Consider the following 22,296-nt stretch of genomic DNA (forward strand, 5'->3'; position numbering starts at 1 on the left):
CACCCTGGAGGTACAGCAATGAACTGGGACGAACTCCGCGCCGCCTGCCTGGCCCTCCCCGGCACCGAGGAGACCTTCGCCTTCGGCCCCGGCGTATCAGTCTTCAAAGCCGCGAACGGCAAGATGTACGCCGTCAGCGTCACCGCGACCGAACCCCTCGACATCAGCCTGAAGTGCGACCCCGACCAGGCCGTCGCCCTGCGCCAGACCTACGCCGGTATCACCGAGGGCTACCACCTCAACAAACGCCACTGGATCACCGCGACCCTCAACAGCGACGTCCCTGACGCCCTGATCCAAACCCTCATCGAGGAAAGCCACCGCCTCGTCACCACCCACCCATCCCACCGCCGCATCCCCGCCTGAACGTCCCGAAGGGACACCGCCCGCAAAGCACCCCGCCACGCAACGGCTGTCCCTTCGACCACCTCCGGCGCCATGCACCGATTGCCAACCCAGGTGCACGTACTCGCCGAAACCAGCCCCGCCGGAGGCGGCAACAGGCAGCCGCCGCGAAGCGGTGTCCTTTCGCGGCGGCAACCCCACAGATCGTCGTGGTTAATGTCTAGCTAATTAACCAACTTAGGGGTGTTGACCGGGTCTCTGGTCAGGTTAATGCTTTCACCATGGGTAGGGAAGGGCGGACGACGCTCAAGGATGTGGCTGAGGCTGCCGGGGTTTCGGTGGCTACCTGCTCCTACGTGTTGAGCGGACGTGCGGACCGGACCACACCCCTGCCCGAGCCGACCCGGCGCCGGGTCGAGGAGGCTGCCCGGCAGCTCGGCTACAAAGGCAACACGGCCGCCCGCAGCCTCCGCCGCCAGCGCTCCGAGCTGATTGCCCTGGTCTACGCACCCCCGGTCGGCCCATGGCTGGACCGGCTGACCATGCAGTGCGAGGACATCGCCGCCCAGCACGGCTACTCCGTCATCGGCGTACCGGTACGTCGGCTCGACCGCGCAGCGCAGTCCCTCCGCGTCATCACCCGCGGCCATGTCGACGGCGCGATCATCGTCGCCGGACTCAGTGACGACCTGGACCTGACCGCGGCAAGGCGATCGACCCGCGCCCTGATGGCGTTCAGCGATCACCTCGAACTCCCCGGCGTCGACCTCGTCCGCAACAACGTCCGACAGGCGTTGGCCGAGGCAACGACGTACCTCATCCAGGCCGGCCGCGAGCGGATCGCGTTCCTCTCCCACACCGGCAGCCACGAGGACAGATACCTCGGGTACGCCGATGCCCTGCAAGCCGCCGGCCGTGAGGTCGACCCGGCCCTGGTCCGCATCGGCGCGGCATCCCGCGAGGAGGCCGTGGTCGTCGTACGCGATCTGCTCGACTCCCCCAATCCGCCCGACGCCCTCGTCTCCGAGTCCGATCGCGGTGCCTTCGCCGCCCTCCAAGCGGCCGTCGACCGCGGCTTCAAGGTGCCGGACGACCTGGCCGTGATCGGCACCGGCAACACCCAGGAAGCCACGTACTCCGCGCCGCCGCTGACCAGTGTCGGCATGCATCAACTCGACTTCACCGAGATGGTCGAGGCGCTCTTCGCCCGCATCGACGACCCCACGCGGCCGGCCCGGGAGCTGTCCATGCCCTGGGTCCTGAACCGCCGCGCATCCGCCTGAAAGGCTCGCCATGCACTCCTTCAACCGCCGCTCGTTCCTCCAGCTCGGCCTCGGCGTCACCGTCCTCGGCGCAGTCGGTACGGCGTGTTCGCCCGCGACCCCGGCCGCGAAGAAGCAGGACCCCCGGACGTTCACGATCTACTGGAACGCCGGCCACGGATACCAGGCCTACAAGGAAGTGATCGACCAGTTCGGCAAGGATCACGACCTGCAGATGAACTGGCAGAAGTTCCAGTGGCCGGACCTGACCACCAAGCTCACCGCCGACTTCCGCTCCGGTAACGTCCCCGATCTGGTCGAAGAGGTGAGCGCCGGCACTGGAACGCAGTACGGCCTGGCCGGCAACGTACTAGCGCTCGACGAGTTCGCGGCCGCGGACAAGGCGTTCGGCTTCCCGGACGACTTTCTCGACCAGGCTGTGGTGGCCCGGCAGTACGAGGACAAGACGTATTCGATTCCGTTGCACCTGACCCCGAACGGCCTGCTCTTCTACAACAAGGCCATGATCGACAAGCCGCCGACAACCTGGGACGAGTTCCTCGCGGTCGCCAAGGAAACGACCAAGGACAAGGTCTCCGGCACCGCACTGAACTCTGATGCCAGCTACGCGGCACCTTTCTACAACCAGCAGGACGTCATCTTCAGCGATGCCAAGGGCAAGCAGTTCATGATTCCGTCCGATGGTGCGCTCAAAGCCCTGCAGTACATGCAAGATCTCATCTTCACGCACAAGGTCTCCCCCGCGCCGGTCGCGACAACGGACTACTCCGGACCGCAGAAACTCTTCTCGGCCAAGCGGGCGGCGATGTTCGTCTCCGGGCCGTGGGACATCGGCCCGGTTCGTCAGGGCAGCCCGGACATCGACCTCGGTCTCGCCGTACCGCTGACCGGCTCCGTCCAGGCGTCCGCGATGGCCGGCTCCGGGTTGATGGTCCCGGCGAAGGCGAAGGACCCCAAGCTGTCGTGGGAGCTGATCACCAAGCTCGCCGCGGTGAAGGTCGAGTTGGCCGCGACCAAGGAGGCCGGAATGTCGATGCCGCGGAAGAGCTGGGCCGCCGATCCGGCCGTGGCCGCCGACCCGAACCTCGGGGTCATCGCGAAAGCCCTTGCAGTCGTGGCGAAACAGGATCCCGCGCTGCCCGCCAGCGGTAAGGCCGCGCAGATCAACGAGCTGTGGAAGAAGGCCTACCAGCAGATGATCATCCAGCACGCGCCGGTCGAACGGACCCTCGCCGACTTCCGCCAACAGGCCGGGGCGGCACTGTGACCCGTCGGCGGCAGGCGCTGACGGCATGGCTGTTCCTCACTCCGGCGGTACTGTTCTTCGCCCTGCTCTTCTTCCTTCCGATCGGCAACCAGCTGCTGACCGGCCTGTACGACTCCGACGGTGTCTCGTTCGTTGGCCTGGGCAACTTCACCCGCGCCTTCGGCGATCCCGAAGTACTGCACTCGTTCCTGATCACGCTCGCCTACGCAGCGGGCACACTGGTCGTCGGTACGGCGGTCGGCCTCGGACTGGCGGTGATCCTGAACCAGGCCATACCTGGCCGCACGCTGTTCCGCTCGGTGCTGCTGATCCCGTACTTGACGTCGGTCTCAATCGTCGGCCTGCTCTGGCGGAACATCCTTGACCCACAGGTCGGCATTCTCAATCGATTGCTCGAGGCAATCGGGCTGCCCGGTCAGACCTGGCTCAGTACGCATCCACTGGCAACCATCGTCGGCATCACGGTCTGGTCGGGTGCCGGGTACACGATGGTGCTGTTTCTTGCCGGTCTGCAAGGGATTCCGGCCTTGTACTACGAGGCCGCGCGCATCGACGGCGCCGGGCCATGGCGGCGGTTCCTCGCGATCACCATCCCGTTGTTGATGCCAACGACCTTGTTCGTCTCGATCATCGGACTGATCAGTACCCTGCAACAGTTCGCGCTCCCGTACATCGTCACCGGAGGCGGTCCCGGCAACGCGACTTCGCTGTACGCGCATCGCTTGTTCATTGTCGCGTTCAACGACAACGACTTCGGGTACGCATCGGCGTTGTCGGTGCTGCTGCTGATCGTCGTACTGGTTCTGTCCCTGGTCCAGCTGCGGATCGGAGACCGCGCCAATGCGTGAACGACTCTTCCCGGGCGACCGCGTGGCGGCGTACGTCGTACTGGTCGGGCTCGGCCTGGTCACGGTGTTGCCGCTGCTCTACATGATCGTGCTCGCGTTGCAGAGCGACGCCGAGGTGCAGTCGGGTGATCCGGTGCTGTGGCCGGACCAGCTGCACTGGGAGAACTTCACCCGGTTGTTCGAGGCGGCGCCGTTCGGGCGGTTCTTCGTGAACAGCTTCGTGATGGCGGGCGCGATCACGGTCTCGCACCTGATCTTCGATCCGCTGATCGGGTACGTGTTCGCGAAGATGGAGTTCCCGGGCAAGCGGGTCGCGTTCGTCGCCGTCTTGTCCACGCTGATGGTGCCGTTCTTCGTCCGGATGCTGCCGATCTACTCGATCTTCGCGAGCCTGGGCTGGATCGACAGCTACCAAGGACTGATCGTCCCGTTCCTGATGGATGCCTACGGCATCTTTCTGATGCGGCAGTTCATCCGGCCGCTGCCGGACGAGCTGATCGAGGCGGCCCGGGTGGACGGCGCCGGTGAGCTGCGGATCTACCTGCGGGTGATCCTGCCGCAGTGCAAGCCGGCGCTGGCGGTGCTCGGGCTGTTCACGTTCGTGTTCCAGTGGAACGAGTTCCTCTGGCCGCTGATCGCCACCAGCCGGACCGAGATGCGGACGCTGCCGATCGGGCTGACGCTGTTCAACCAGGAGTACTTCACCCAGTGGAACCTGACCGCGGCCGGTGCACTCCTTCTGTTCGTCCCTACCGCACTTTTCTTCGTGATCACGCAAAAGTTCCTGGTCGAGGGCATCGCGCTCTCCGGACTGAAATGAGCACCTCTTGACGCGCCCCAATGTGGTTGTCTTCTTCACCGACCAGCAGCGCTGGGACACCGTCGGCGCCGCCGGCTGCCCACTCGGCCTGACGCCGAACCTGGATCTCATGGCTCGTCGCGGGACGTTCTACGAGGCCGCGTGTACGACGAACCCGGTGTGTGCACCTGCTCGCGCGGCGATGCAGACGGGGATGTACCCGACGAACACTGGCGTGTATCGCAACGACGTACCCCTGCCGAGGGACGCTCCTACGTTGGGGCGGTTGTTCGGGGAGGCTGGGTATCAGACTGGGTACGTCGGCAAGTGGCATCTCGGGACGACGGATCCTGTTCCTGTTGAGGAGCAGGCGGGTTACGACTTCTGGCTGGGGTCGAACCTGCTCGAGTTCACGTCTGATGCTTATCGGACCGTGGTGTACGACCGTGAGGGTGAGCCGGTGTTTCTGCCGGGCTATCGGCCGGATGCGTTGACCGATGCGGCGATTCGCTTTGTCACGCGGGCTAGTGGTGACGACCGTCCGTTCATGCTCTTCCTGTCGCTGATCGAGCCGCATCACCAGAACGAGCATGACGACTACCCGGCGCCGGACGTGTATCGGGAGACGTACAACGGGGCTTGGCTGCCGCCGGATCTGGCGACATTGCCCGGTACGGCGCATCAGCATGCGGCCGGGTACTACGGGCAGATCAAGCGCGTTGACGAGTGTCTTGGGCGGCTGCGGGATGCACTGACCAGTCTGGAGTTGGCTGACGACACTTTGCTCGTTTACACGTCTGATCATGGGTCTCACTTCAAGACGCGGAACAGCGAGTACAAGCGGTCGCCCCACGATGGGTCTGTCCGGGTGCCGTTGGTGGTTGAGGGCCCGGGGTATCGGGGTGGGTCGCGGGTGAGTGGTCCGGTCAGCACGGTTGACGTCGTACCGACGCTGCTGGATGCCGCTGGGATTGAGTTGCCCGATCATCTGGACGGCGTACCTCTGCGGGAGTCTCCTGGTGAGGCGGTGCTCATCCAGGTCAGCGAATCCGAGGTGGGCCGCGCCCTCCGCACCAGGCGCTGGAAGTACTACGTCCACGCGCCCGACGCCGGCGACCAGCCGTCAGCCGACCACTACGTCGAGCGAGCCCTCTACGACCTGCAGGCCGACCCGTACGAACTGGACAACCGCATCGACAGCCTCGGCCACCAGGAGGTAGCAGCCGACCTCCGAGCCCAACTGATCGCCGAGATAGCCCGAGTCGAACACCAGCCCGTCACCATCACGCCCTACCCGAACCCCGTCAACCGAGGCCGCCACCCAGAAACCACAGTCCGTCGCCTGAACCTAAAAGGCCGCCTCCTCGAGTAGAGGACACCGCTTCGCCGCGACCATTCCCTTGCCCGTCTCCGGCGGCGGTCGCCCATCGTGAATCCGAGGAGTGCCCTCGGCGGAGGAGCCCACCACACCTGGCGGATGCCCTCCCACGACATGCAACGAGCCGTGGATCTAGGTCCTCCCCTGGCCGATCAATGCGTCGCCGAGCTCGATCACGCCTCATGGGTTTCACCACCGCACACGAGGTACATGCGGCCGTCCACCACATCTGTTCCGCCGAGCGCACCGACGCGTGACAACGACTCGCGCACCCGCCGAAGGCGGCCACAAGACAGCCGCCGCGAAGCGGCGTCATTTGCGCCCCCCACCCCACATCCGTTCCCGCCGAGTGCACTCGCCCGTGACACATCCGGCGCATCCCGCCGGAGGCGGGCAACAGAACCGCCGCCGCGAAGCAGTGTCCTTTAAGCGCCAACCCCACACGACTACACCCACAACCCGCCGAGTACACCCGCCCCGTGACAACACCCGGCGCATCCCGCCGGAGGCGGGCAACAGAACAGCCGCCGCGAAGCGGTGACCTTTACGCGCCGTCTACTCCCTCAGGGTTCAGGGTGTCCCTGACTCGTACGTCGGGTGGGGTAGTAGAGGTGTCCTCGTGGGCCCGACGCGGCCCACGGGGTGTTCACGGGACTCTGTTGTCACATCGATTGCGACAGGGAGAAAGAGCATGAATGCGTTGCTGTACAAGGGGAATCGGGTTGCTGACTGGCTGGGGCGTCGGAGTGTTGACATTCTGCGCGTGAGCCTCGGGGTGATCTTTCTCGTGTTCGGGGTGTTGAAGTTCTTCCCGGGGGCAAGTCCGGCGGAGGCGCTGGTGATGCGGACGATCGACACGCTGACACTCGGGGTGATTCACGGGCGGTCGGCGGTGTTGATGACTGCGGTGATGGAGTGCTTCATCGGGATCACGTTGGTGTCCGGGCGGTTCCTGCGGACGGGGCTGCTGGTGCTGGGGTTCTCGCTGGTGGGGATCATGTCGCCGCTGGTGCTGTTCTTCGGCGACCTGTTCCCGGGAGCTCCGACGCTCGAGGCGCAGTACGTCCTGAAGGACATCGTGCTCGCGGCGGCCGGACTGGTGGTTGCGGCGAAAGCACTCACGGTCATGCCGGTGCGACTTGGAGATGGCCCCGGGCGGGCTTGATGCCTCGGTCCGGGGCCATCCGGCGCCTCTGCCGACTACGACGCGGCGGGGGCGCCGGCCGGTTCCCGGAGGTGGGCGACGAATTCCTCGACCTGGCCGCGGGCCTTGATGTTCGCGACGTGGTCGATGTAGTCCCGGGACTCGACGATCAGCCCGTCCCGGATCCGCAGTACGAAGATGCAGGGCGTCCGGTACGGCGCACCCGTCGCCAGCACCGTCCCGACGTAGTCGAACTCGGCGACGATCACCTCGGGATCCGTGGTCTGGTGCACCCGGATGTTCTCCGGCTGGAACCGCACCACGTCCATCACCCGCGGTCCGTTCACCCCGAAGTGCTCCCGTAGCGCATCCCGGGTCAGCAGCGGGTGATCGCCGTACGGGTTCATCGGATGGCGTACGTCGGTCTGCTCGGCGTAAAGCTCCGGCAGTACGTCGAAGTCGCGGGCAGCGACCCCGTTGACGAGCTTGCGGAAGACCTCTTCGGGAGTCATCAAAGTTCCTCACAGGAGTTAAATGGAGTGACGACTCCGAATATATGGAGTCACGACTTCGTTTACAACCCCCGGGCGACTCGGAGCGTCTCCTAGGCTGAGGGCGGATGAAGGGGAGCAGGGTGCGAGCAGACGCGCGGGACAACCGGGCCAGGATCATGACGGCGGCGGACGAGATCTTCGGCCGCTCACCGAACGCGTCGACCGACGACGTCGCGCGGCAGGCCGGGGTCGGGATCGCGACGGTGTTCCGGCACTTCCCGACCAAGACCGAACTGCTCGAGGCCGTACTGACGTTGCGCCTGGAGCGACTGCGCGACCGCGCCCTCGAACTGGCCGGCAGCGACGACCCGGGCGCGGCGTTCTACAGCTTCTTCACGCAGGTCGTGTCGGAGTCCGCCTCGAAGCTCGCGATCGCCCAGGCGCTGATCGCGGCCGGCTCGGCCGCCGGTGAGGACGCCCAGAAGGCGGGACGTGGCATGCGCGAGGCCTTCGACATACTCCTCACCGAGGCGCAGCGCAGTGGTGCCGTGCGGACGGATGCCGCGTTCCCCGAGGTCTACGCGTTGCTGGTCGGCGCATCCCGCGGCGCGACCGCGGTCGACCTCGAGCCGGCCACCCGGGACAAGATGCTCGCCCTGGTGTACGACGGCCTGAAGCCGTGAGACGGCGCCTACTACTGGTCGCCTTGGCTTTCGTCCTCCTCATAACTGTCCCACTCACCGCGTACGCCGTCTCCCTGCGCATCCAGTACGCCGGTGACCCGGCCGCCGAGGCGCGGACCCGCAACCACGACGCCCTCTGGCTCGGCCACGCCTGGGTCGACGGCCGAAAGACCCCGGCCGACGTCACCGCGCTGGCCAAGCAACTGCAAGGCACCGGGATCCGCGACCTCTATGTGCACACGGGTCCCCTAGAACACGACGGATCGTTGCCGCTGGCAAAGGTCTCCCCGAAGGCCGGCTGGTTCGTTGACGCCATGAAGGCGGCCGCTCCCTCCGTCCGGGTGCAGGCCTGGCTCGGTGACGTCGTACAACCAGGGAAGAACCCGGGGATGGACCTGGAGGACGCCGCGGTCCGGAAGCAAGTGGTCACGTCGGCGAAAGCCGTGCTGGGACAGGGGTTTCAGGGCCTCCACTACGACTTCGAGCCGGTGCGGTCAGGCTCGAAGGGCTTCCTCGCCGTACTCGATGAGACCCGCGCGCTGGGTACGACGCTGTCCGTAGCGGCCGCGCAGATCGACCCACTGTGGCAGCTGCACCGGCTCCCGATCGACAAGTGGTGGTCACAGGCGTACTTCGGTCAGGTGGCCCAGCGGGTCAACCAAATCGCCGTCATGTCGTACGACACCGCCATGCCGCTGGAGTCCTTGTACGGCGGCTATGTCGCCAAGCAGACCGAACTGGCGCTGGAGGTCACCCCTGCGTCCACGGACCTACTCATGGGGCTGCCGGCGTACTGGGAGAGCAATCCGTCCCACTGGGGGCACGCAGAGACGGTCCAGGCCGCGGTCCGAGGCGCCCGGCTCGGGCTGGGCGCCTCAGATCGCCAGAACTTCGGACTGGCGCTGTACGTCGACTTCACCGCCACGGCGGACCACTGGGCGGCGTACCGCGACGGCTGGTGCACTAGCCCCTAGCGGGCCCGCTCTACCCGGCCCTCGTCCCAGACTGGTTCGTCAGACTCGTAGACGGTGCCGTCGGCGCCGAAGACCAGATGCCGGTCGAAGCCGCGCGCGAACCAGCGGTCGTGGGTCACCGCCAGCACAGTGCCGTCAAAGGAATCCAGCCCCTCCTCCAGCGCCTCGGCGGACTCGACGTCGAGGTTGTCAGTGGGCTCGTCCAGCAGCAGCAACGTAGCTCCGGACAGCTCGAGCATGAGGATCTGGAACCGGGCCTGCTGCCCACCGGACAGACTGTCGAACGTCTGCTCGGCCGCATGCGCCAGCTCGTACCGGTCCAGCTTCCGCGACGCCAGCTCGCGCCCCATGCCCTCCCGGTGATCGTCACCGCGGTGCAGGATCTCCAGCAGTGTCCGCCCGACCAGCTCCGGGTGCTCGTGCGTCTGCGCGAACCACCCCGGCCGCACGCGCGCACCGAGCTTCACGTTGCCCGTGTGCGCCACCGGAGCGATCTGTACGTCGCCGATCGGCTGGTGCTCCACGTCCGGATCCGAACCACCGTTGGCGAGCAGCCGGAGGAAGTGCGACTTCCCCGAGCCGTTCGACCCCAGTACGGCGACCCGTTCGCCGTACCAGACCTCCAGGTCGAAAGGCTTCATCAGGCCGGTCAGCTCCAGGCCGGTGCACACGACGGCACGTTTGCCGGTGCGGCCGCCGGTGAGCCGCATGCTGACCTTCTGCTCGCGCGGAAGTGCCTGCGGCGGCCCGGCCTCCTCGAACTTGCGCAGCCGGGTCTGAGCGGCCTGGTAGCGCGAAGCCATGTCCGAGTTGTACGCCGCCTTCTGCTTGTACATCAGCATCTGGGCGCGGAGCTTCGCGTGCTCCTCGTCCCAGCGCTTGCGCAGCTCCTCGAACCGCTCGAACCGATGCTGCCGGGCCTCGTGGTACGTGCGGAAGCTGCCGCCGTGCGTCCACGCGGTGTTGCCGGCGTCACCCAGTTCCACGGTGACGATCCGGGTGGCGGTGTTGGCCAGCAGCTCCCGGTCATGGCTGATGTAGAGCACGGTCTTGTCGGTGCTGCGGATCTGCTCCTCCAGCCACCGCTTGCCGGGTACGTCGAGGTAGTTGTCCGGCTCGTCCAGCATCAGGACCTGCTCCGGTCCACGCAGCAGGGCTTCCAGGACCAGGCGCTTCTGCTCACCGCCGGACAGCGTCTTCACCTCGCGCCAGCGACAGCGCTCGAACGGTACGCCGAGGGCAGCCGTCGTACAGACGTCCCAGAGGACCTCAGCGTCGTACCCGCCGACCTCGCCCCAGTCGGACACCGCTTGGGCGTACTTGAGCTGGGTCTTCTCCTCGTCGTTCTCCATCATCGCCAGCTCGGCCTGGTCCAGCTTGGCCGCGGCGTCCTGGATCGCCGCCGGTGCGACACCGAGGAGCAGGTCGCGCACGGTCGTCGAGTCCCGGACCGAGCCGACGAACTGGCGCATCACGCCGAGCCCACCGGACCGCGAGACGCTGCCGCTGTGTGGCTTCAGGTCGCCGGCGATGATCCTGGTCAGCGTGGTCTTGCCGGACCCGTTCGCCCCGACCAGCGCGACCTTGGCACCGTCCCCGACCCGGAACGTGATGTCGTCCAGCAACACCCGCCCGTCCGGCAGCTCGTACCCGACACCGGCGACATCCACGTGACCCATCTCAACAGTCTGACCGCCACAGCCCAGGACGGCGAATACTTATCGACCCCCTGAGGCGGAATGATCTGCGGGGTCCTGGAGGCGAGGAGAGGTACGCATGACCACCGACGCATGGTCCGAGGCGCAACGCCTGTACGCCGAGGCGGTCATGTCGACCGCGTCACCCGGCGAGCGGATCCGCTCACTGCCGCGGACCATGGAGCGCATCGCGGCGCTGGCCGCGCAGGCGCCACCCGGACAGGACAGCGCCGTACTGCTGCTGAACAGCACGCTCCTCCAGCAGTTCCGCGCACTCTCGGAGGAGGAGGCCCGGTGAACGAGATCCTTCCGGGCAGCTGGGAGTACGAGTGGATGGCGCGAGTGGTCCGCGCGGTCGAGCAGCGATCCGGCCGGCCCTCGAACTGGAACGGGAAGCTGTACGAGGAGACGTTGCCGGCTGCGGGCCATTTCGACCGCGACGGCAGTCTGAGCGTCCACCGCGCCTACGTACTCGAGCCGGCCCGGGCGGCCATGAGCAGCGACGAGCGGCTCTCCTCCGCCGAAGCCGTCAAGACCGGGCAGGCCGCCGTACTCGCGGTGAATCTGGCGCGACAATCACTGTCGGCTCCCGGCGACGACAGTCCGCCCGGTGCTACGAAGCTCGGGTCGCTCGAGGACCTCGCCCTCGAGCAGACGCTCGCGGACGACTGGACGCGGAACAACTCGGACGAGGCGTTGCTCGACGACATCGGGTTCGGCGCGGACCGGGGTGTGTACACCGGCACGAGCATGCGGCTTCCGGCGTACTCCACGGCGACGAACATGATGATGCACAGCCTGGCCGGGCACACCGGAGTGCCAGTGCCCGAGGTGCGGGCGACGATCGAGCAGACCGGGCGCGCGCAGCGTTTCACCGCGATCGCGGACAAGATCATCGACAACAAGCTGGAAGGCCTGGTGCCGGACGACCACCGCGCGGAGGTCCGGGAGGCCCTCGCGGGACCGGTACGGCGAGAGCTCCGCGGACTGACGATGACAGAGCTCAGTCAGCTCACCCACCCCGGCACCAAGCAGAGCTGGGGCAGCGAATCCGCCGAGTGGGCGATGACCGAGCTCGGCGCGAACCTGGAGGACATCGAGTCGCACTACCGGGGCTGGCAGGCAGAACACCCCGGCACCGAGCCACCCAGGCTCCCGGCCGAGCTCCATGACACCTTCCTCGACCGGCAGGAGGAGATCCGGGAGATCTGGGCCGACCGGGGCTGGCCCGCGCAGGAGCCGGTGCAGGGGTACGAGGAGAACGCGAAGCTGCCCGACCAGCCGTACCCGACGGCACGGGAGCAGGAGGTGCAGGACCTGCAGCGATTCCTGTGGGAGCACACCGCACCGGCCGGTCCGGCCGTTCCCGCGACGACCACCGACAACGTGCACAAGCTGGAAAGTCGGCGTAGCACTGAGCGCGGCGTCGAGTGAGCTACCAGTCCTTCAAGGCGCTCAGATATGTGCCACCGGTTGGGCGCACGTCGCCGACCATGAAGAGCTTGAGGGGCGCGGAGTACAGGCCGTAGGTGTGGGTGCCGGTGAAGAAGCCGGCCGACTCGCAGCCGTCGTACTCGACCCAGATCTCGCGGACGCCGGTCGCGGTGTCGAACCGCAGCACGATCGCCTCCGACGGCTTGGCGGTCGACGGTGCACACTTGAAGACCGGCAGGGCCGGGTTCCGTTCCGGCAGCACCTTGATCGCATCGACCACCTGCTGCGCCACTGCGGACGGGAACCTCTGCTGCCCCAGCAGCGCACCCGTGGTGAGTTGATAGCGGCACGCCTCCAGCCCCTGTACCGGAGTGCTCAGATCCAGCCCGGTCCCAGCCGCCAGTTCGTTGCCACCGTCGGCCTTGAGAATCGGGTGAGTGATCGGACAGGACGGTCGGGCAGCCTCGGACGGAAGCACGCCCTGGATCGACTTGTCGGGAGTGCCCGCGCCCTCTTTGCTGTCCCCCGCGCTGCTGGCGGTCGAGGCGTCCTGCGACGGTTGGTTCGCGAGGTTCCAGCCGCCGCCGATGGCCACGACGACCAGGACGGCCGCCGCCGCTACGGTCAGCGTCTGCCGCCGTTTGTGGACCCGCCGCCGGGCCTCTCGGGCCAGTCCGCTGCTACGCAACTCGCCGGCGCTGTCGGCCCGGTTCTGGAACGCCGATGCGATCTTGGGGCCGAGCTCCTGCTCAGGGTCGTGCTCAGGCATCCTCGGCTCCTTCCTTGCTCAGCGTGGTCTTCAGTGCGGCCAGTGCTCGATGGACGTGCGATCTGGCAGTGGCTTCGGCGCAGTGCAGCAGCGCACCGATCTCGGCGTACGAAAGGTCTTCGTAGAAACGCAGTACGACGGCTGCTCGCTGTTTGTCCGGCAGCGTCGCGCAGAGCGCCCAGACCGCCTCCGACTCGGCCCGCGCACCCGCTCCGTCCGGTGCGGCCGACGCGGTCCGGACCGGGTCCGGTGTCGGCGCCTCGCGGCGACGGAACCGGCGCCACCAGGAGATGTGTGCGTTCACCACCATCCGCTTCACGTACGCCTCGGGGTCGTCGGCCCGGCTCACCCGGCTCCAGCGGGCACAGGCCGTCGTCAAGGCATCCTGTACGGCGTCCTCGGCCAGGCTGCGGTCCCCGGTCAGGACATAGGCGAACCGCAGCAGAGCGTCGGCCTTCTCGGTGACCCACACCTCGAAGTCCAGCGACTCGGTTCGTGCCTCTGCTGCCGCCAAGGCTGCCTCCATACCCTCAGGACGGCGCCGGCCCTGGGTTCGTTGCACACCCGCAACCTCGGGCCCGATGCGCCGGGTTCGCAGAGTAGCCCAGCATGACCGCTAGACAGGTTTACGCTGCAATTTTTCGAGCTGGAGGATGCACCAGGTATGGCGAGAGAGAACGAAGTGCGCATGGACACTCGTTTCGACCGCGGCGCCGACATGGCCCTGGGTTGGGCCGACACGATGGACGACATCATGGGGAGACGGCGCCGCTCCGAGCCGTTCGAGCTGTTCCGGCAGACCGAGCTGGGCATCGGGACCAGGGCGAATCCGGACGGATCCATGACCTTGAGCGCACAGTCGGCGGGCTGGGCGACGATGGCCGGCGAGCGACTGCTGAACGCGCGCTACGCAGGCCAATACCCTGATCCCACCCTGGCCGAGACCAGGCAGGTCAGGTACACGGTGGCCAGATTCGGGCGCGTCTACGGGGACATGGTGCTGCCGCGCGACCGGGACCTCAGCGCCGCGTTGAAGGTCCTGGACCGCGGACTACGCGACAACATCGACCTCCCGAGGATGATCCGGGAATCGCATCTCGAGCTCGAGTTCGCGCAGATCAACAACCTGGGCGACCGGCACCCGCTGTACCAGGCTGCGACGCGAACGCTGACCGGCACGCTCGGCGAGCGGATGAAGATGGAGCCCGAGGAACTCGACTATCTGCTGCGGCGAGCGGAGCCGGCGGAACGCTTCGAGGTGCTCGCGGACACGTTGATCGAGCGCGACCCGCAGCAGCGACGCCTGCCGGACGGATCCGCACGCACCCTGCCGCCGGACCACCTGGCCGCGCTGAAGGCACGTCTCGTGCAGGAACTCGATACCAGCTTCGCCAGGTGCGAAGATCACGCCTTCATGGGCCGGAACACCAGGACAGTCGGCAACCAGCTCGGCGCGGAGGCGGTGACGAACCTGGTTCGGCACCTCGACGAAGCCAGGGACAACATCGACAGCGAGCAACGCGGTTATGCCCAGGTCTCGAGTCTCGTGGCCGCCGTGCAGTCCGAGCTGACCGCCGGCGAGACCGACTACTGGAACGGACAGTTGCACGAGGCAACTCTTCCCAGCGAGATGCTCGGGTACGCCGGTCCGGACCGTGCGCTGACGTTCGACCGGGAGAAGGTGATCGACGTACTCGCGACCGCCGACCTGACCGCACCGCCCACGCCCGAGGTCCACGCGGCTGTCGATGCCGTCGCGAGTCAGGCCGCCCATCTCTGCAACCCGAGCACACCAGGCAGTGCGGCTGCCGATCCCGTCGCGCAGGCCTTCGAGGACCAGCTGCGGCGAGACTTCGTCGAGCGCCAACGGGGTCACCTGCTCGCCGCTGTCGGCTACCCCGATCCGCCCCGGGACGCCAGCTCCGAGCACAGCCAGACAGCGACCGCGCAGGTCACGGCGGCCCTGACGAAGAAGGCCGGGCAGCAACTCCGCCTGCAGCCGCACCAGGTTGCCGCCGAGCTCCTCACCACACCACCGGACGAACGCTTCGCCAAGGCAGCCGCCTTGAGCCTCGGTAACCAGGGCAAAGTCGTCGACCGCGGTCAGTGGGACAGCGCCACGACGGCCCTCGCCGGGAACATCCGGACCACCTTCGCGACCGCTCAGGAGGCCGACCGCACCGGCCAGGCCAAACTTCATGCGTGGAGTCGAGCCACCGCCGGCAGAGCGCTGAGCCAGAAGCTCACGCGTGCCATCGACAAGACCCGGAGACCTATCGACAGGGTCAGTTCGTCCGCGGACCAGGCGTTGCGGGCGGCAACCACAGGCCAAGCACTCGCCGGTAGCACCCGAGCCAAGGGTGTGGCTGCATCCACCGGACCCGCGCACCTGCCGGAGGCCGGCCGGTCCGAGCGGGACGTCAGCGGCCGCGGGTAGCGCGCAGCACCCGGAAGCCCTTCGCACTGCCTGTTCGCGAGCAGGGGTAGCCCTGCTCGGTCAGCCAGCGCTGGAGGGAGTCCCCACCGAGGTTCTTGCCGACGACGAACCACGCCACGCCGTCGGGGGCGAGACGGGCAAGCCAGAGCAGCAGCATCTTGTGCAGCTCTGGCTTGCCGATGTGGATCGCCGGGTTGCTCCAGATCTGGTCGAACACCACGTCATCCGGTACGTCGTCCGGCAGCGCCGGCTTCACGCGGTCTTCCACACCCGCCGTACGCGCGTTCTCCGCGGTGAGCTCCAAAGCCCGGGTGTTCACGTCGACGGCCCACACCACTGCGCTGGTCTCGACCGCGAGTGCGCAAGCGATCGGCCCGTAGCCGGTCCCCAGGTCGAGGAACGTCCCCGATTCCTTGGGCGGATCCACCTCGCGCAGCAGTACCGACGTACCGATGTCCAAGCGGTCCCGGGAGAACACACCGGTCGCGGTGGTGAACGTGTACTCGCGTCCCCAGATCCGGGCCTCGACAGTACGCCGTACATCGGCGGAACCGGGCTCCGCCGAGAAGTAGTGGTCAGCCACGCTGGTGTACCTCTCCCCTGACCTGACGGGCCTGAAGCGCCCGTGCGGCCAGCTCGTCATCCGCCGGGTAACGCACTTCCTCCAGTGTCAGCCCGTGCGCGGGCAACACCGACACAGCCGAGTCCCGGATCTTCCCAGCCAGTACGGCGGCCGGCCAATCGACCTCACGGCGTCCGTCCCCCACCGGGATCATCGAACCGACCAGGGCCCGGACCATCGAGTGGCAGAAGGCATCCGCGATCACAGTGCCCTCCAGAAGCCCGGGAGCTGTTCGTCGCCAGGAGAACTCCAGCAACGCGCGCACTGTGCTGGCCCCCTCACGCTTCTTGCAGAACGCCGCGAAGTCGTGCTCACCGAGCAGTCCGGTCGCGGCCGCGTTCATCCGATCCACATCCAGTGGGCGGCCCACCCGCAGTACATGGCCACGCGTCAGCGGATCCCAGCCGGCCGGGTCATCGCACACGCGGTATACGTAGCGACGGGCCAGGGCGGAGAACCGGGCGTCAAAGCCGTCTGGAGCCGCATTGACGGCGGTGACAGCCACATCCGCGGGCAGGACGCCGTTCAGGCTTCTCAACAGCCTCAGCGGGTCCACAGCGCCGTTCACGTCCACGTGGGTGACCTGGCCCCGAGCATGTACGCCGGTGTCCGTACGGCCGGCGCAGGTGACGGTCAGCGGCTCGGACAAGCGCAGTACGACCTGCAGGGTCTCTTCGAGCACGCCCTGCACGGTTCGGAGCCCGTCCTGCCGGGCCCAGCCGTGGAAGGCCGTTCCGTCGTACCTCAGGTCAATCCGCCAACGCACACGGCAATCTAACCCGAACAGCGCCCCTCACCGTGAAGTGAGGGGCGCTGCGCTGGAGCCTGGACTTACTTGTCGTCCTCGGTATCGCCGGCCTTGGTGAAGCCGGCCGCCTCGGCGTCCGCCTCGCTCTTGAACCAGACCTCAGCCTCGGTCTGGTCGTACCACGGCGAGTCGGTGGTGTGGAACTTCATCGAGTTCTCGTTGCCCTTGATGTCGAAGCCGGCCGGCGCGGAGCCGTCGGCGTTCGGGGCGGCGGAGCCCTCGTACTTGCCCGCGGTGACGTCCTGGACCTTCTCGTCCTGAACGTCCTCGACCTTGTCCTCGGTCTCCGCCTTCTTGGCGGCGGCCTTCTTCGCCGGGGCCTTCTTCGCGGCAGCCTTCTTCGCCTTCGGCGATTCGGCCAGGGCCTCGACCAGCTCGATCTTCACCATCGGGGCGTTGTCGCCCTTCCGCGGACCGAGCTTGGTGATCCGGGTGTAGCCGCCCGGACGGTCGGCGTACCGCTCGCCGATCTCGGTGAAGAGCACGTGCACGACGCTCTTGTCCTTGATCCGCTTCATCACCTGGCGGCGCGAGTTCAGGTCACCACGCTTCGCCTTGGTGATCATCGACTCCGCCAGCGGCTGCAGGCGCTTGGCCTTGGCCGCGGTGGTGGTGATGGCGCCGTGCTCGAACAGCGACGTCGCGAGGTTGCTGAGGATCAGCTTCTCGTGCGCCGGGCTGCCGCCCAGCCGGGCACCCTTGGTTGGGGTAGGCATCTCTTGACTCCAGGAATCTCAGGCCACAAAGGGACCCGGGGGTGGTTGACTCAGTACGTCAGTACTGCTCGGTCTCGGCGAAGCTCTCGTCCTCGTCGTCCGCCTCGCTGCCGTAGGCCTCGGCGGCCGCACGCAGGTCGAAGCCAGGAGGCGAGTCCTTCAGCGACAGGCCCATCTCGGCCAGCTTCAGCTTGACCTCGTCGATCGACTTGGAGCCGAAGTTGCGGATGTCCAGCAGGTCCTGCTCGCTGCGCGAGATCAGCTCACCCACGGTGTGGATGCCCTCACGCTTGAGGCAGTTGTACGACCGGACGGTCAGCTGCAGGTCCTCGACCGGCAGGGCCAGGTCGGCCGCCATCTGCTCGTCGACCGGCGACGGGCCGATGTCGATGCCCTCGGCCTCGACGTTCAGCTCGCGGGCCAGGCCGAACAGCTCGACCAGGGTCTTACCGGCCGATGCGACCGCGTCCCGCGGGAGCATCGACGGCTTGGTCTCGACGTCGACCACGAGGCGGTCGAAGTCGGTGCGCTGCTCGACACGGGTCGCCTCGACCTTGTAGGTGACCTTGAGCACCGGCGAGTAGATCGAGTCGACCGGCATCCGGCCGATCTCGGCGTCGGCGGACTTGTTCTGGATCGCCGACACGTAACCGCGCCCGCGCTCCACGACCAGCTCCATCTCGAGCCGGCCCTTCTCGTTCAGGGTGGCGATCTTCAGGTCCGGGTTGTGCACCTCGACACCGGCCGGCGGCGCGATGTCGGCGGCGGTGACGTCACCGGGGCCCTGCTTGCGCAGGTACATGGTGACCGGCTCGTCGTGCTCGGAGGAGACGACCAGGTCCTTCAGGTTCAGGATCAGCTGGGTGGCGTCTTCCTTGACCCCGGCAACGGTCGAGAACTCGTGCAGGACACCGTCGACCTTGATGCTGGTGACGGCGGCACCGGGGATGGAGGACAGCAGGGTCCGGCGGATCGAGTTGCCGAGGGTGTAACCGAAGCCCGGCTCCAGCGGCTCGATCACGAACCGCGAGCGGTGCTCGCCGACGACCTCTTCGGTCAGGGTGGGGCGCTGTGCGATAAGCACTGTCTAACTTCCTTCTTTTCCGCGACGACCACTATTTGAGGCCGCGAAGTGAAGAACTGACCGTTTCCGGCCGGCGGCCCAGGAGGCCACCGGCCGGAGCAGGATCAGTTCTTCGAGTAGAGCTCGACGATCAGGTGCTCGGCGACCTGGGTGTCGATCTGCTGCCGGGTCGGCAGCTGGTGGACGAGGATGCGCAGCCGCTCGGGCAGCACCTCGAGCCAAGCCGGGACGACGCGCTCGGAGTGCGTCTCCCGGGCGATGATGAACGGGGTCGTCTCGACCGACTTCGCCTTGACATCGATGATGTCGTGCGCAGCCACCCGGTACGACGGGATGTTCACCTTGACGCCGTTCACGGTGAAGTGACCGTGCACGACGAGCTGACGGGCCTGCCGACGGGTGCGGGCCAGGCCGGAGCGGTACACCACGTTGTCCAGCCGGGACTCCAGGATGATCAGCAGGTTGTCACCGGTCTTGCCGGAGCGCCGCGAGGCCTCCTCGTAGTACCGGCGGAACTGCTTCTCCAGGACGCCGTACGAGAAGCGGGCCTTCTGCTTCTCGCGCAGCTGGAGCAGGTACTCGCTCTCCTTCGGACGGCCGCGGCCGTGCATACCCGGCGGGTACGGACGGCGCTCGAACGCCTTGTCGCCACCGACGAGGTCAACCCCGAGACGGCGCGACTTCTTGGTCATCGGTCCGGTGTAACGGGCCATGTTTCGCTACCTACCTCTCTGGGTCAGACCCGGCGCCGCTTCGGCGGGCGGCATCCGTTGTGGGCGGTCGGGGTGACGTCCTGGATGGTGCCGACCTCGAGGCCGACGGCACCCAGCGAACGGATCGCGGTCTCACGGCCGGAGCCGGGACCCTTCACGAACACGTCGATCTTGCGCATGCCGTGCTCCATCGCTCGGCGCCCGGCGGCCTCGGCGGCCATCTGCGCGGCGAACGGGGTGGACTTGCGCGAACCCTTGAAGCCGACGGTGCCCGCGGAAGCCCACGAGATGACCGCGCCGGTCGGGTCGGTGATCGTCACGATCGTGTTGTTGAACGTGCTCTTGATGTGCGCGTGGCCGGCGGCCACGTTCTTCTTCTCCTTGCGGCGCACCTTCTTCGCGCCGGCCGCTGTGCGGCTCTTGGGAGGCATAGGTCAGTTGCTCCTGGGCTGGTCGACGGTCATCCGGGTCATCACTTCTTCTTCTTGCCGGCGATCGCCTTGCGACGACCCTTGCGGCTGCGGGCGTTGGTCCGCGTGCGCTGACCACGTACCGGCAGGCCGCTGCGGTGCCGGCGACCCTGGTACGACCCGATCTCGATCTTGCGGCGGATGTCCGCGGTGACCTCGCGACGGAGGTCACCCTCGATCTTGTAGTTGCCTTCGATCCAGTCCCGGAGCTGAACCAGCTCCTCGTCGCCCAGCTCGTGGACGCGCTTGTCACCGGAGATGCCGGTGGCTTCGAGCGTCTTCAGGGCGCGAGTACGACCTACACCGAAGATGTAGGTGAGTGCGACCTCGATGCGCTTGTCGCGCGGCAGGTCGACTCCTACGAGGCGTGCCATGTGGCGGTGTTCCTTTCGTCAGCAGAGGTGTGGTGGCGCGCTGCGTCCTTGCCCGCCTCGGTGAGTTGTTTGATCACCGGCAAGGCCCTGGCCTCTGTTCCAGGGGCGACGCCCAGCGTGGTGCCTAGGTGCTGGACGAGCATGCGCGCTGTGGTGCGAAAGTGCCGTGTACTGCTCGAGTAAGGCTTGTCAGCCCTGCCGCTGCTTGTGCCGCGGGTTCTCGCAGATCACCATGACCCGGCCGTGACGGCGGATCACCTTGCACTTGTCGCAGATCTTCTTGACGCTCGGGTTGACCTTCATCGAGCTACTTTCTTCGACAGGTGTTGGTGGTGTTACTTGTACCGATAGACGATCCGGCCTCGGGTGAGGTCGTACGGCGACAGCTCCACGACGACCCGGTCCTCGGGGAGGATACGGATGTAGTGCTGCCTCATCTTGCCGCTGATGTGCGCGAGCACCTTGTGCCCGTTGGACAGCTCAACACGGAACATCGCGTTCGGCAGGGCCTCGACGATGGTGCCCTCGAGTTCGATAACTCCCTCTTTTTTGGGCATGTCCTCGCACTTCTGTAGACGTGACTGACTATGGCTCCACAAAGAGCCAAGGGTTGAGTCTACGCCACTCCCCCACCGGAAACCCAATCGAGACCAGCGCCCTGCGTAATGGTCACGGAGAGTGTGTGGCCGCCCACTGTTCGCCCTCGCGCCAGATCTGCTGCGGCATCAGGTCGAGCAGGTCGCAGGCAGCGTCCAACTGGGCGATGGCGGTGGTGGCATCGCGGTACGCCGGAAGGATCGCCACGAACCGCCGTCCCTCGCAGCTGAAGCCGAACGGCGGCACCTGCGCCAGCGCCTCGACCGCCCGCGGGTGCAACACCGCCTGGGCGTGGTCCTCGCGACCGTTGAACAGGAGGTGGTGCCCGGGCAACGCGTCGACGGTCAACTTGATCGGCAACAGACTCGCGGCGGCCACCGGGGCCAGCGCCGCGGGCAGCACCTGCATCGGCGGGAGCGGCCGGTCCACCTGCAGCTCGAGGAAGTCGAAGCCGAGCTCACGCCGCCGTACCTTGTGCCGGAACCGCCCGGTCCAGAACTCCCGGCCTCGATGCCTACCAGTAGTCACGTCCGCTACGGAAGCGTTCGGGTCCAGGGTGAAGGGCGGGAACGGCCAGCGCTCCAGCAGCTCCGGGCCACTCGCATTGACCCGCCAGCCGAGCTGGCCGGCCGCATCGTTCCACGACTTGCGCTGCCGGCTCTCCGCCATCCGCATGTACAGCGTGAACAGCAGCAGCACCAGGAACCAGCCCAGCACGAACCAACCGACCCACCGCGGCTCCAGCAGCAGACCGACGATCACCAGCGGTACGGCGATCGCGAACCAGATCACGTAGACCAGCGCGGACCCCTGGCGCAGCTGCCACGCCCAGTCCGGCCGCAGGCGCGGGCCGAGGACGCGGCGGGTGACCGGGGCCGCTGTCAACGGCGCTTCCCGAGATTGCCCAGGGCGATGATGGCCCACGGGATCAACAGCCAGACCGGCCAGAAGTACGGCCAGTGCCCGCCGCCGGCCAGGCCGATCACGAACCAGATCACCACGTTGACGAGGACCACACCGGTGAAACCACCGATCGCACCGGAGCGCCGGTCCGGATGGGCGCCTTTCTTCCGCTCCGGGAAGTCGCCGGGCGCGGGGGCGGGCTTGCTGTCCTTGACCACCTCGGGCGTCTGGTACGTCCGGACCGGTGGCAGATCACGCACCAGCGGCTCGAGTTCGCCGTACGTCTGGACCGTGTAGAGCTGGTCGAGACGCGACGAGAACTCGGGCTGATCCAGCCGGCCGTCGGCGAACGCGTCCCGCAACCGGCCGGCGATCTTCTCGCGGTCGGCTTCGGTGAAACGCTGGTACGGCTGGTACTGAGGCATGTCTCAAGTGTGCCTCAGGTGCGGTTCCCTCG

General features: G+C 67.1%; 27 protein-coding genes. 12 read left to right on the top strand and 15 right to left on the bottom strand.

The features are described 5' to 3' along the window. Nucleotides 1-18 precede the first annotated feature (18 nt). The 7 genes from AB0L70_RS24065 (at nucleotide 19) to AB0L70_RS24095 (ending at nucleotide 7,085) form a co-directional block, all read left to right on the top strand. Nucleotides 19-366, top strand: a complete 348-nt coding sequence (locus tag AB0L70_RS24065; RefSeq protein WP_363687697.1) for an MmcQ/YjbR family DNA-binding protein — start codon at nucleotides 19-21, stop codon at nucleotides 364-366. A 260-nt stretch (nucleotides 367-626) separates the two neighbouring features. Beyond that, nucleotides 627-1,628, top strand: a complete 1,002-nt coding sequence (locus tag AB0L70_RS24070; protein ID WP_363687699.1) for a LacI family DNA-binding transcriptional regulator — start codon at nucleotides 627-629, stop codon at nucleotides 1,626-1,628. Nucleotides 1,629-1,638: 10 nt separating this feature from the next. Continuing rightward, nucleotides 1,639-2,895, top strand: coding sequence for a sugar ABC transporter substrate-binding protein (locus tag AB0L70_RS24075; protein ID WP_363687701.1), 1,257 nt, complete (start codon nucleotides 1,639-1,641; stop codon nucleotides 2,893-2,895). Continuing rightward, the gene (locus AB0L70_RS24080; protein WP_363687703.1) at nucleotides 2,892-3,743 is read left to right on the top strand and encodes a sugar ABC transporter permease; all 852 of its coding nucleotides are present in this window, start codon (nucleotides 2,892-2,894) and stop codon (nucleotides 3,741-3,743) included. The genes AB0L70_RS24075 and AB0L70_RS24080 overlap by 4 nt, the downstream gene beginning before the upstream one ends. Further along, complete coding sequence (locus AB0L70_RS24085) at nucleotides 3,736-4,563, top strand: carbohydrate ABC transporter permease (RefSeq protein ID WP_363687705.1); 828 nt, start codon at nucleotides 3,736-3,738, stop codon at nucleotides 4,561-4,563. Before AB0L70_RS24080 ends, AB0L70_RS24085 begins: the two co-directional genes overlap by 8 nt. A 7-nt stretch (nucleotides 4,564-4,570) precedes the next feature. Further along, nucleotides 4,571-5,914 (top strand): sulfatase-like hydrolase/transferase, encoded by a 1,344-nt coding sequence (locus AB0L70_RS24090; protein WP_363687707.1) that lies wholly within the window; start codon nucleotides 4,571-4,573, stop codon nucleotides 5,912-5,914. A 697-nt stretch (nucleotides 5,915-6,611) separates the two neighbouring features. Next, nucleotides 6,612-7,085, top strand: coding sequence for a DoxX family membrane protein (locus AB0L70_RS24095; protein ID WP_363687709.1), 474 nt, complete (start codon nucleotides 6,612-6,614; stop codon nucleotides 7,083-7,085). A 35-nt stretch (nucleotides 7,086-7,120) separates the two neighbouring features. On the opposite strand, the gene AB0L70_RS24100 is transcribed toward AB0L70_RS24095, so the two are convergent. After that, complete coding sequence (locus tag AB0L70_RS24100; RefSeq protein ID WP_363687711.1) at nucleotides 7,121-7,576, bottom strand: nuclear transport factor 2 family protein; 456 nt, start codon at nucleotides 7,574-7,576, stop codon at nucleotides 7,121-7,123. A 107-nt stretch (nucleotides 7,577-7,683) separates the two neighbouring features. Here AB0L70_RS24100 and AB0L70_RS24105 point away from each other — a divergent pair, with 107 nt between their 5' ends. Beyond that, nucleotides 7,684-8,241, top strand: coding sequence for a TetR/AcrR family transcriptional regulator (locus AB0L70_RS24105; protein ID WP_363687713.1), 558 nt, complete (start codon nucleotides 7,684-7,686; stop codon nucleotides 8,239-8,241). Further along, entirely contained in the window at nucleotides 8,238-9,215 is a 978-nt protein-coding gene (locus tag AB0L70_RS24110; RefSeq protein ID WP_363687715.1) for a hypothetical protein, read from the top strand. The genes AB0L70_RS24105 and AB0L70_RS24110 overlap by 4 nt, the downstream gene beginning before the upstream one ends. Here the strand turns inward: AB0L70_RS24110 and AB0L70_RS24115 are convergent. Next, nucleotides 9,212-10,894: an ATP-binding cassette domain-containing protein gene (locus tag AB0L70_RS24115; RefSeq protein WP_363687717.1), complete on the bottom strand. Its 1,683-nt coding sequence runs from the start codon at nucleotides 10,892-10,894 to the stop codon at nucleotides 9,212-9,214. The two genes, AB0L70_RS24110 and AB0L70_RS24115, sit on opposite strands and share 4 nt — an antisense overlap. 97 nt (nucleotides 10,895-10,991) lie before the next feature. Between AB0L70_RS24115 and AB0L70_RS24120 the strand changes: the two genes are divergently transcribed. Beyond that, nucleotides 10,992-11,210 (top strand): hypothetical protein, encoded by a 219-nt coding sequence (locus AB0L70_RS24120; protein ID WP_363687719.1) that lies wholly within the window; start codon nucleotides 10,992-10,994, stop codon nucleotides 11,208-11,210. After that, nucleotides 11,207-12,346, top strand: a complete 1,140-nt coding sequence (locus AB0L70_RS24125; protein WP_363687721.1) for a hypothetical protein — start codon at nucleotides 11,207-11,209, stop codon at nucleotides 12,344-12,346. Before AB0L70_RS24120 ends, AB0L70_RS24125 begins: the two co-directional genes overlap by 4 nt. 1 nt (nucleotide 12,347) lies before the next feature. Here the strand turns inward: AB0L70_RS24125 and AB0L70_RS24130 are convergent, their stop codons facing one another. Beyond that, entirely contained in the window at nucleotides 12,348-13,115 is a 768-nt protein-coding gene (locus AB0L70_RS24130) for a hypothetical protein (RefSeq protein WP_363687723.1), read from the bottom strand. Beyond that, the gene (locus tag AB0L70_RS24135) at nucleotides 13,108-13,629 is read right to left on the bottom strand and encodes a SigE family RNA polymerase sigma factor (protein ID WP_363687725.1); all 522 of its coding nucleotides are present in this window, start codon (nucleotides 13,627-13,629) and stop codon (nucleotides 13,108-13,110) included. The genes AB0L70_RS24130 and AB0L70_RS24135 overlap by 8 nt, the downstream gene beginning before the upstream one ends. A gap of 174 nt (nucleotides 13,630-13,803) precedes the next feature. Here AB0L70_RS24135 and AB0L70_RS24140 point away from each other — a divergent pair, with 174 nt between their 5' ends. Then, nucleotides 13,804-15,552 carry a hypothetical protein gene (locus AB0L70_RS24140; RefSeq protein WP_363687727.1) on the top strand — a complete coding sequence of 583 codons (1,749 nt, stop codon included), beginning with the start codon at nucleotides 13,804-13,806 and terminating at the stop codon, nucleotides 15,550-15,552. On the opposite strand, the gene AB0L70_RS24145 is transcribed toward AB0L70_RS24140, so the two are convergent. The 11 genes from AB0L70_RS24145 to AB0L70_RS24195 all read right to left on the bottom strand — a co-directional run bounded on the left by AB0L70_RS24145 (nucleotide 15,536) and on the right by AB0L70_RS24195 (nucleotide 22,264). Beyond that, the gene (locus AB0L70_RS24145) at nucleotides 15,536-16,135 is read right to left on the bottom strand and encodes a methyltransferase (RefSeq protein ID WP_363687729.1); all 600 of its coding nucleotides are present in this window, start codon (nucleotides 16,133-16,135) and stop codon (nucleotides 15,536-15,538) included. The two genes, AB0L70_RS24140 and AB0L70_RS24145, sit on opposite strands and share 17 nt — an antisense overlap. Further along, nucleotides 16,128-16,940 carry a tRNA pseudouridine(38-40) synthase TruA gene (truA, locus tag AB0L70_RS24150; protein WP_363687731.1) on the bottom strand — a complete coding sequence of 271 codons (813 nt, stop codon included), beginning with the start codon at nucleotides 16,938-16,940 and terminating at the stop codon, nucleotides 16,128-16,130. Before truA ends, AB0L70_RS24145 begins: the two co-directional genes overlap by 8 nt. Nucleotides 16,941-17,005: 65 nt before the next feature. Further along, nucleotides 17,006-17,698, bottom strand: a complete 693-nt coding sequence (gene rplQ, locus AB0L70_RS24155; RefSeq protein WP_363687733.1) for a 50S ribosomal protein L17 — start codon at nucleotides 17,696-17,698, stop codon at nucleotides 17,006-17,008. Nucleotides 17,699-17,756: 58 nt separating this feature from the next. Further along, complete coding sequence (locus tag AB0L70_RS24160; protein WP_363687735.1) at nucleotides 17,757-18,782, bottom strand: DNA-directed RNA polymerase subunit alpha; 1,026 nt, start codon at nucleotides 18,780-18,782, stop codon at nucleotides 17,757-17,759. A 104-nt stretch (nucleotides 18,783-18,886) separates the two neighbouring features. Further along, complete coding sequence (rpsD, locus tag AB0L70_RS24165) at nucleotides 18,887-19,495, bottom strand: 30S ribosomal protein S4 (RefSeq protein WP_363687737.1); 609 nt, start codon at nucleotides 19,493-19,495, stop codon at nucleotides 18,887-18,889. Nucleotides 19,496-19,518: 23 nt separating this feature from the next. Further along, nucleotides 19,519-19,926 carry a 30S ribosomal protein S11 gene (gene rpsK / locus AB0L70_RS24170; protein ID WP_012923659.1) on the bottom strand — a complete coding sequence of 136 codons (408 nt, stop codon included), beginning with the start codon at nucleotides 19,924-19,926 and terminating at the stop codon, nucleotides 19,519-19,521. Between the two features lie 41 nt (nucleotides 19,927-19,967). After that, the gene (gene rpsM, locus AB0L70_RS24175) at nucleotides 19,968-20,339 is read right to left on the bottom strand and encodes a 30S ribosomal protein S13 (protein WP_363687739.1); all 372 of its coding nucleotides are present in this window, start codon (nucleotides 20,337-20,339) and stop codon (nucleotides 19,968-19,970) included. A gap of 189 nt (nucleotides 20,340-20,528) precedes the next feature. Continuing rightward, nucleotides 20,529-20,642: a 50S ribosomal protein L36 gene (gene rpmJ / locus AB0L70_RS24180; protein ID WP_008361054.1), complete on the bottom strand. Its 114-nt coding sequence runs from the start codon at nucleotides 20,640-20,642 to the stop codon at nucleotides 20,529-20,531. Nucleotides 20,643-20,674: 32 nt separating this feature from the next. Continuing rightward, complete coding sequence (infA, locus tag AB0L70_RS24185; protein WP_012923661.1) at nucleotides 20,675-20,896, bottom strand: translation initiation factor IF-1; 222 nt, start codon at nucleotides 20,894-20,896, stop codon at nucleotides 20,675-20,677. A 112-nt stretch (nucleotides 20,897-21,008) separates the two neighbouring features. After that, a complete protein-coding gene (locus AB0L70_RS24190; RefSeq protein ID WP_363687741.1) occupies nucleotides 21,009-21,821 on the bottom strand; it encodes a hypothetical protein in 813 nt (270 codons plus the stop codon). Next, complete coding sequence (locus AB0L70_RS24195; protein WP_363687743.1) at nucleotides 21,818-22,264, bottom strand: DUF1707 domain-containing protein; 447 nt, start codon at nucleotides 22,262-22,264, stop codon at nucleotides 21,818-21,820. Before AB0L70_RS24195 ends, AB0L70_RS24190 begins: the two co-directional genes overlap by 4 nt. Between the last annotated feature and the right edge of the window lie 32 nt (nucleotides 22,265-22,296).

This window comes from Kribbella sp. NPDC051952 (assembly GCF_040680855.1).
Lineage (GTDB): Bacteria > Actinomycetota > Actinomycetes > Propionibacteriales > Kribbellaceae > Kribbella.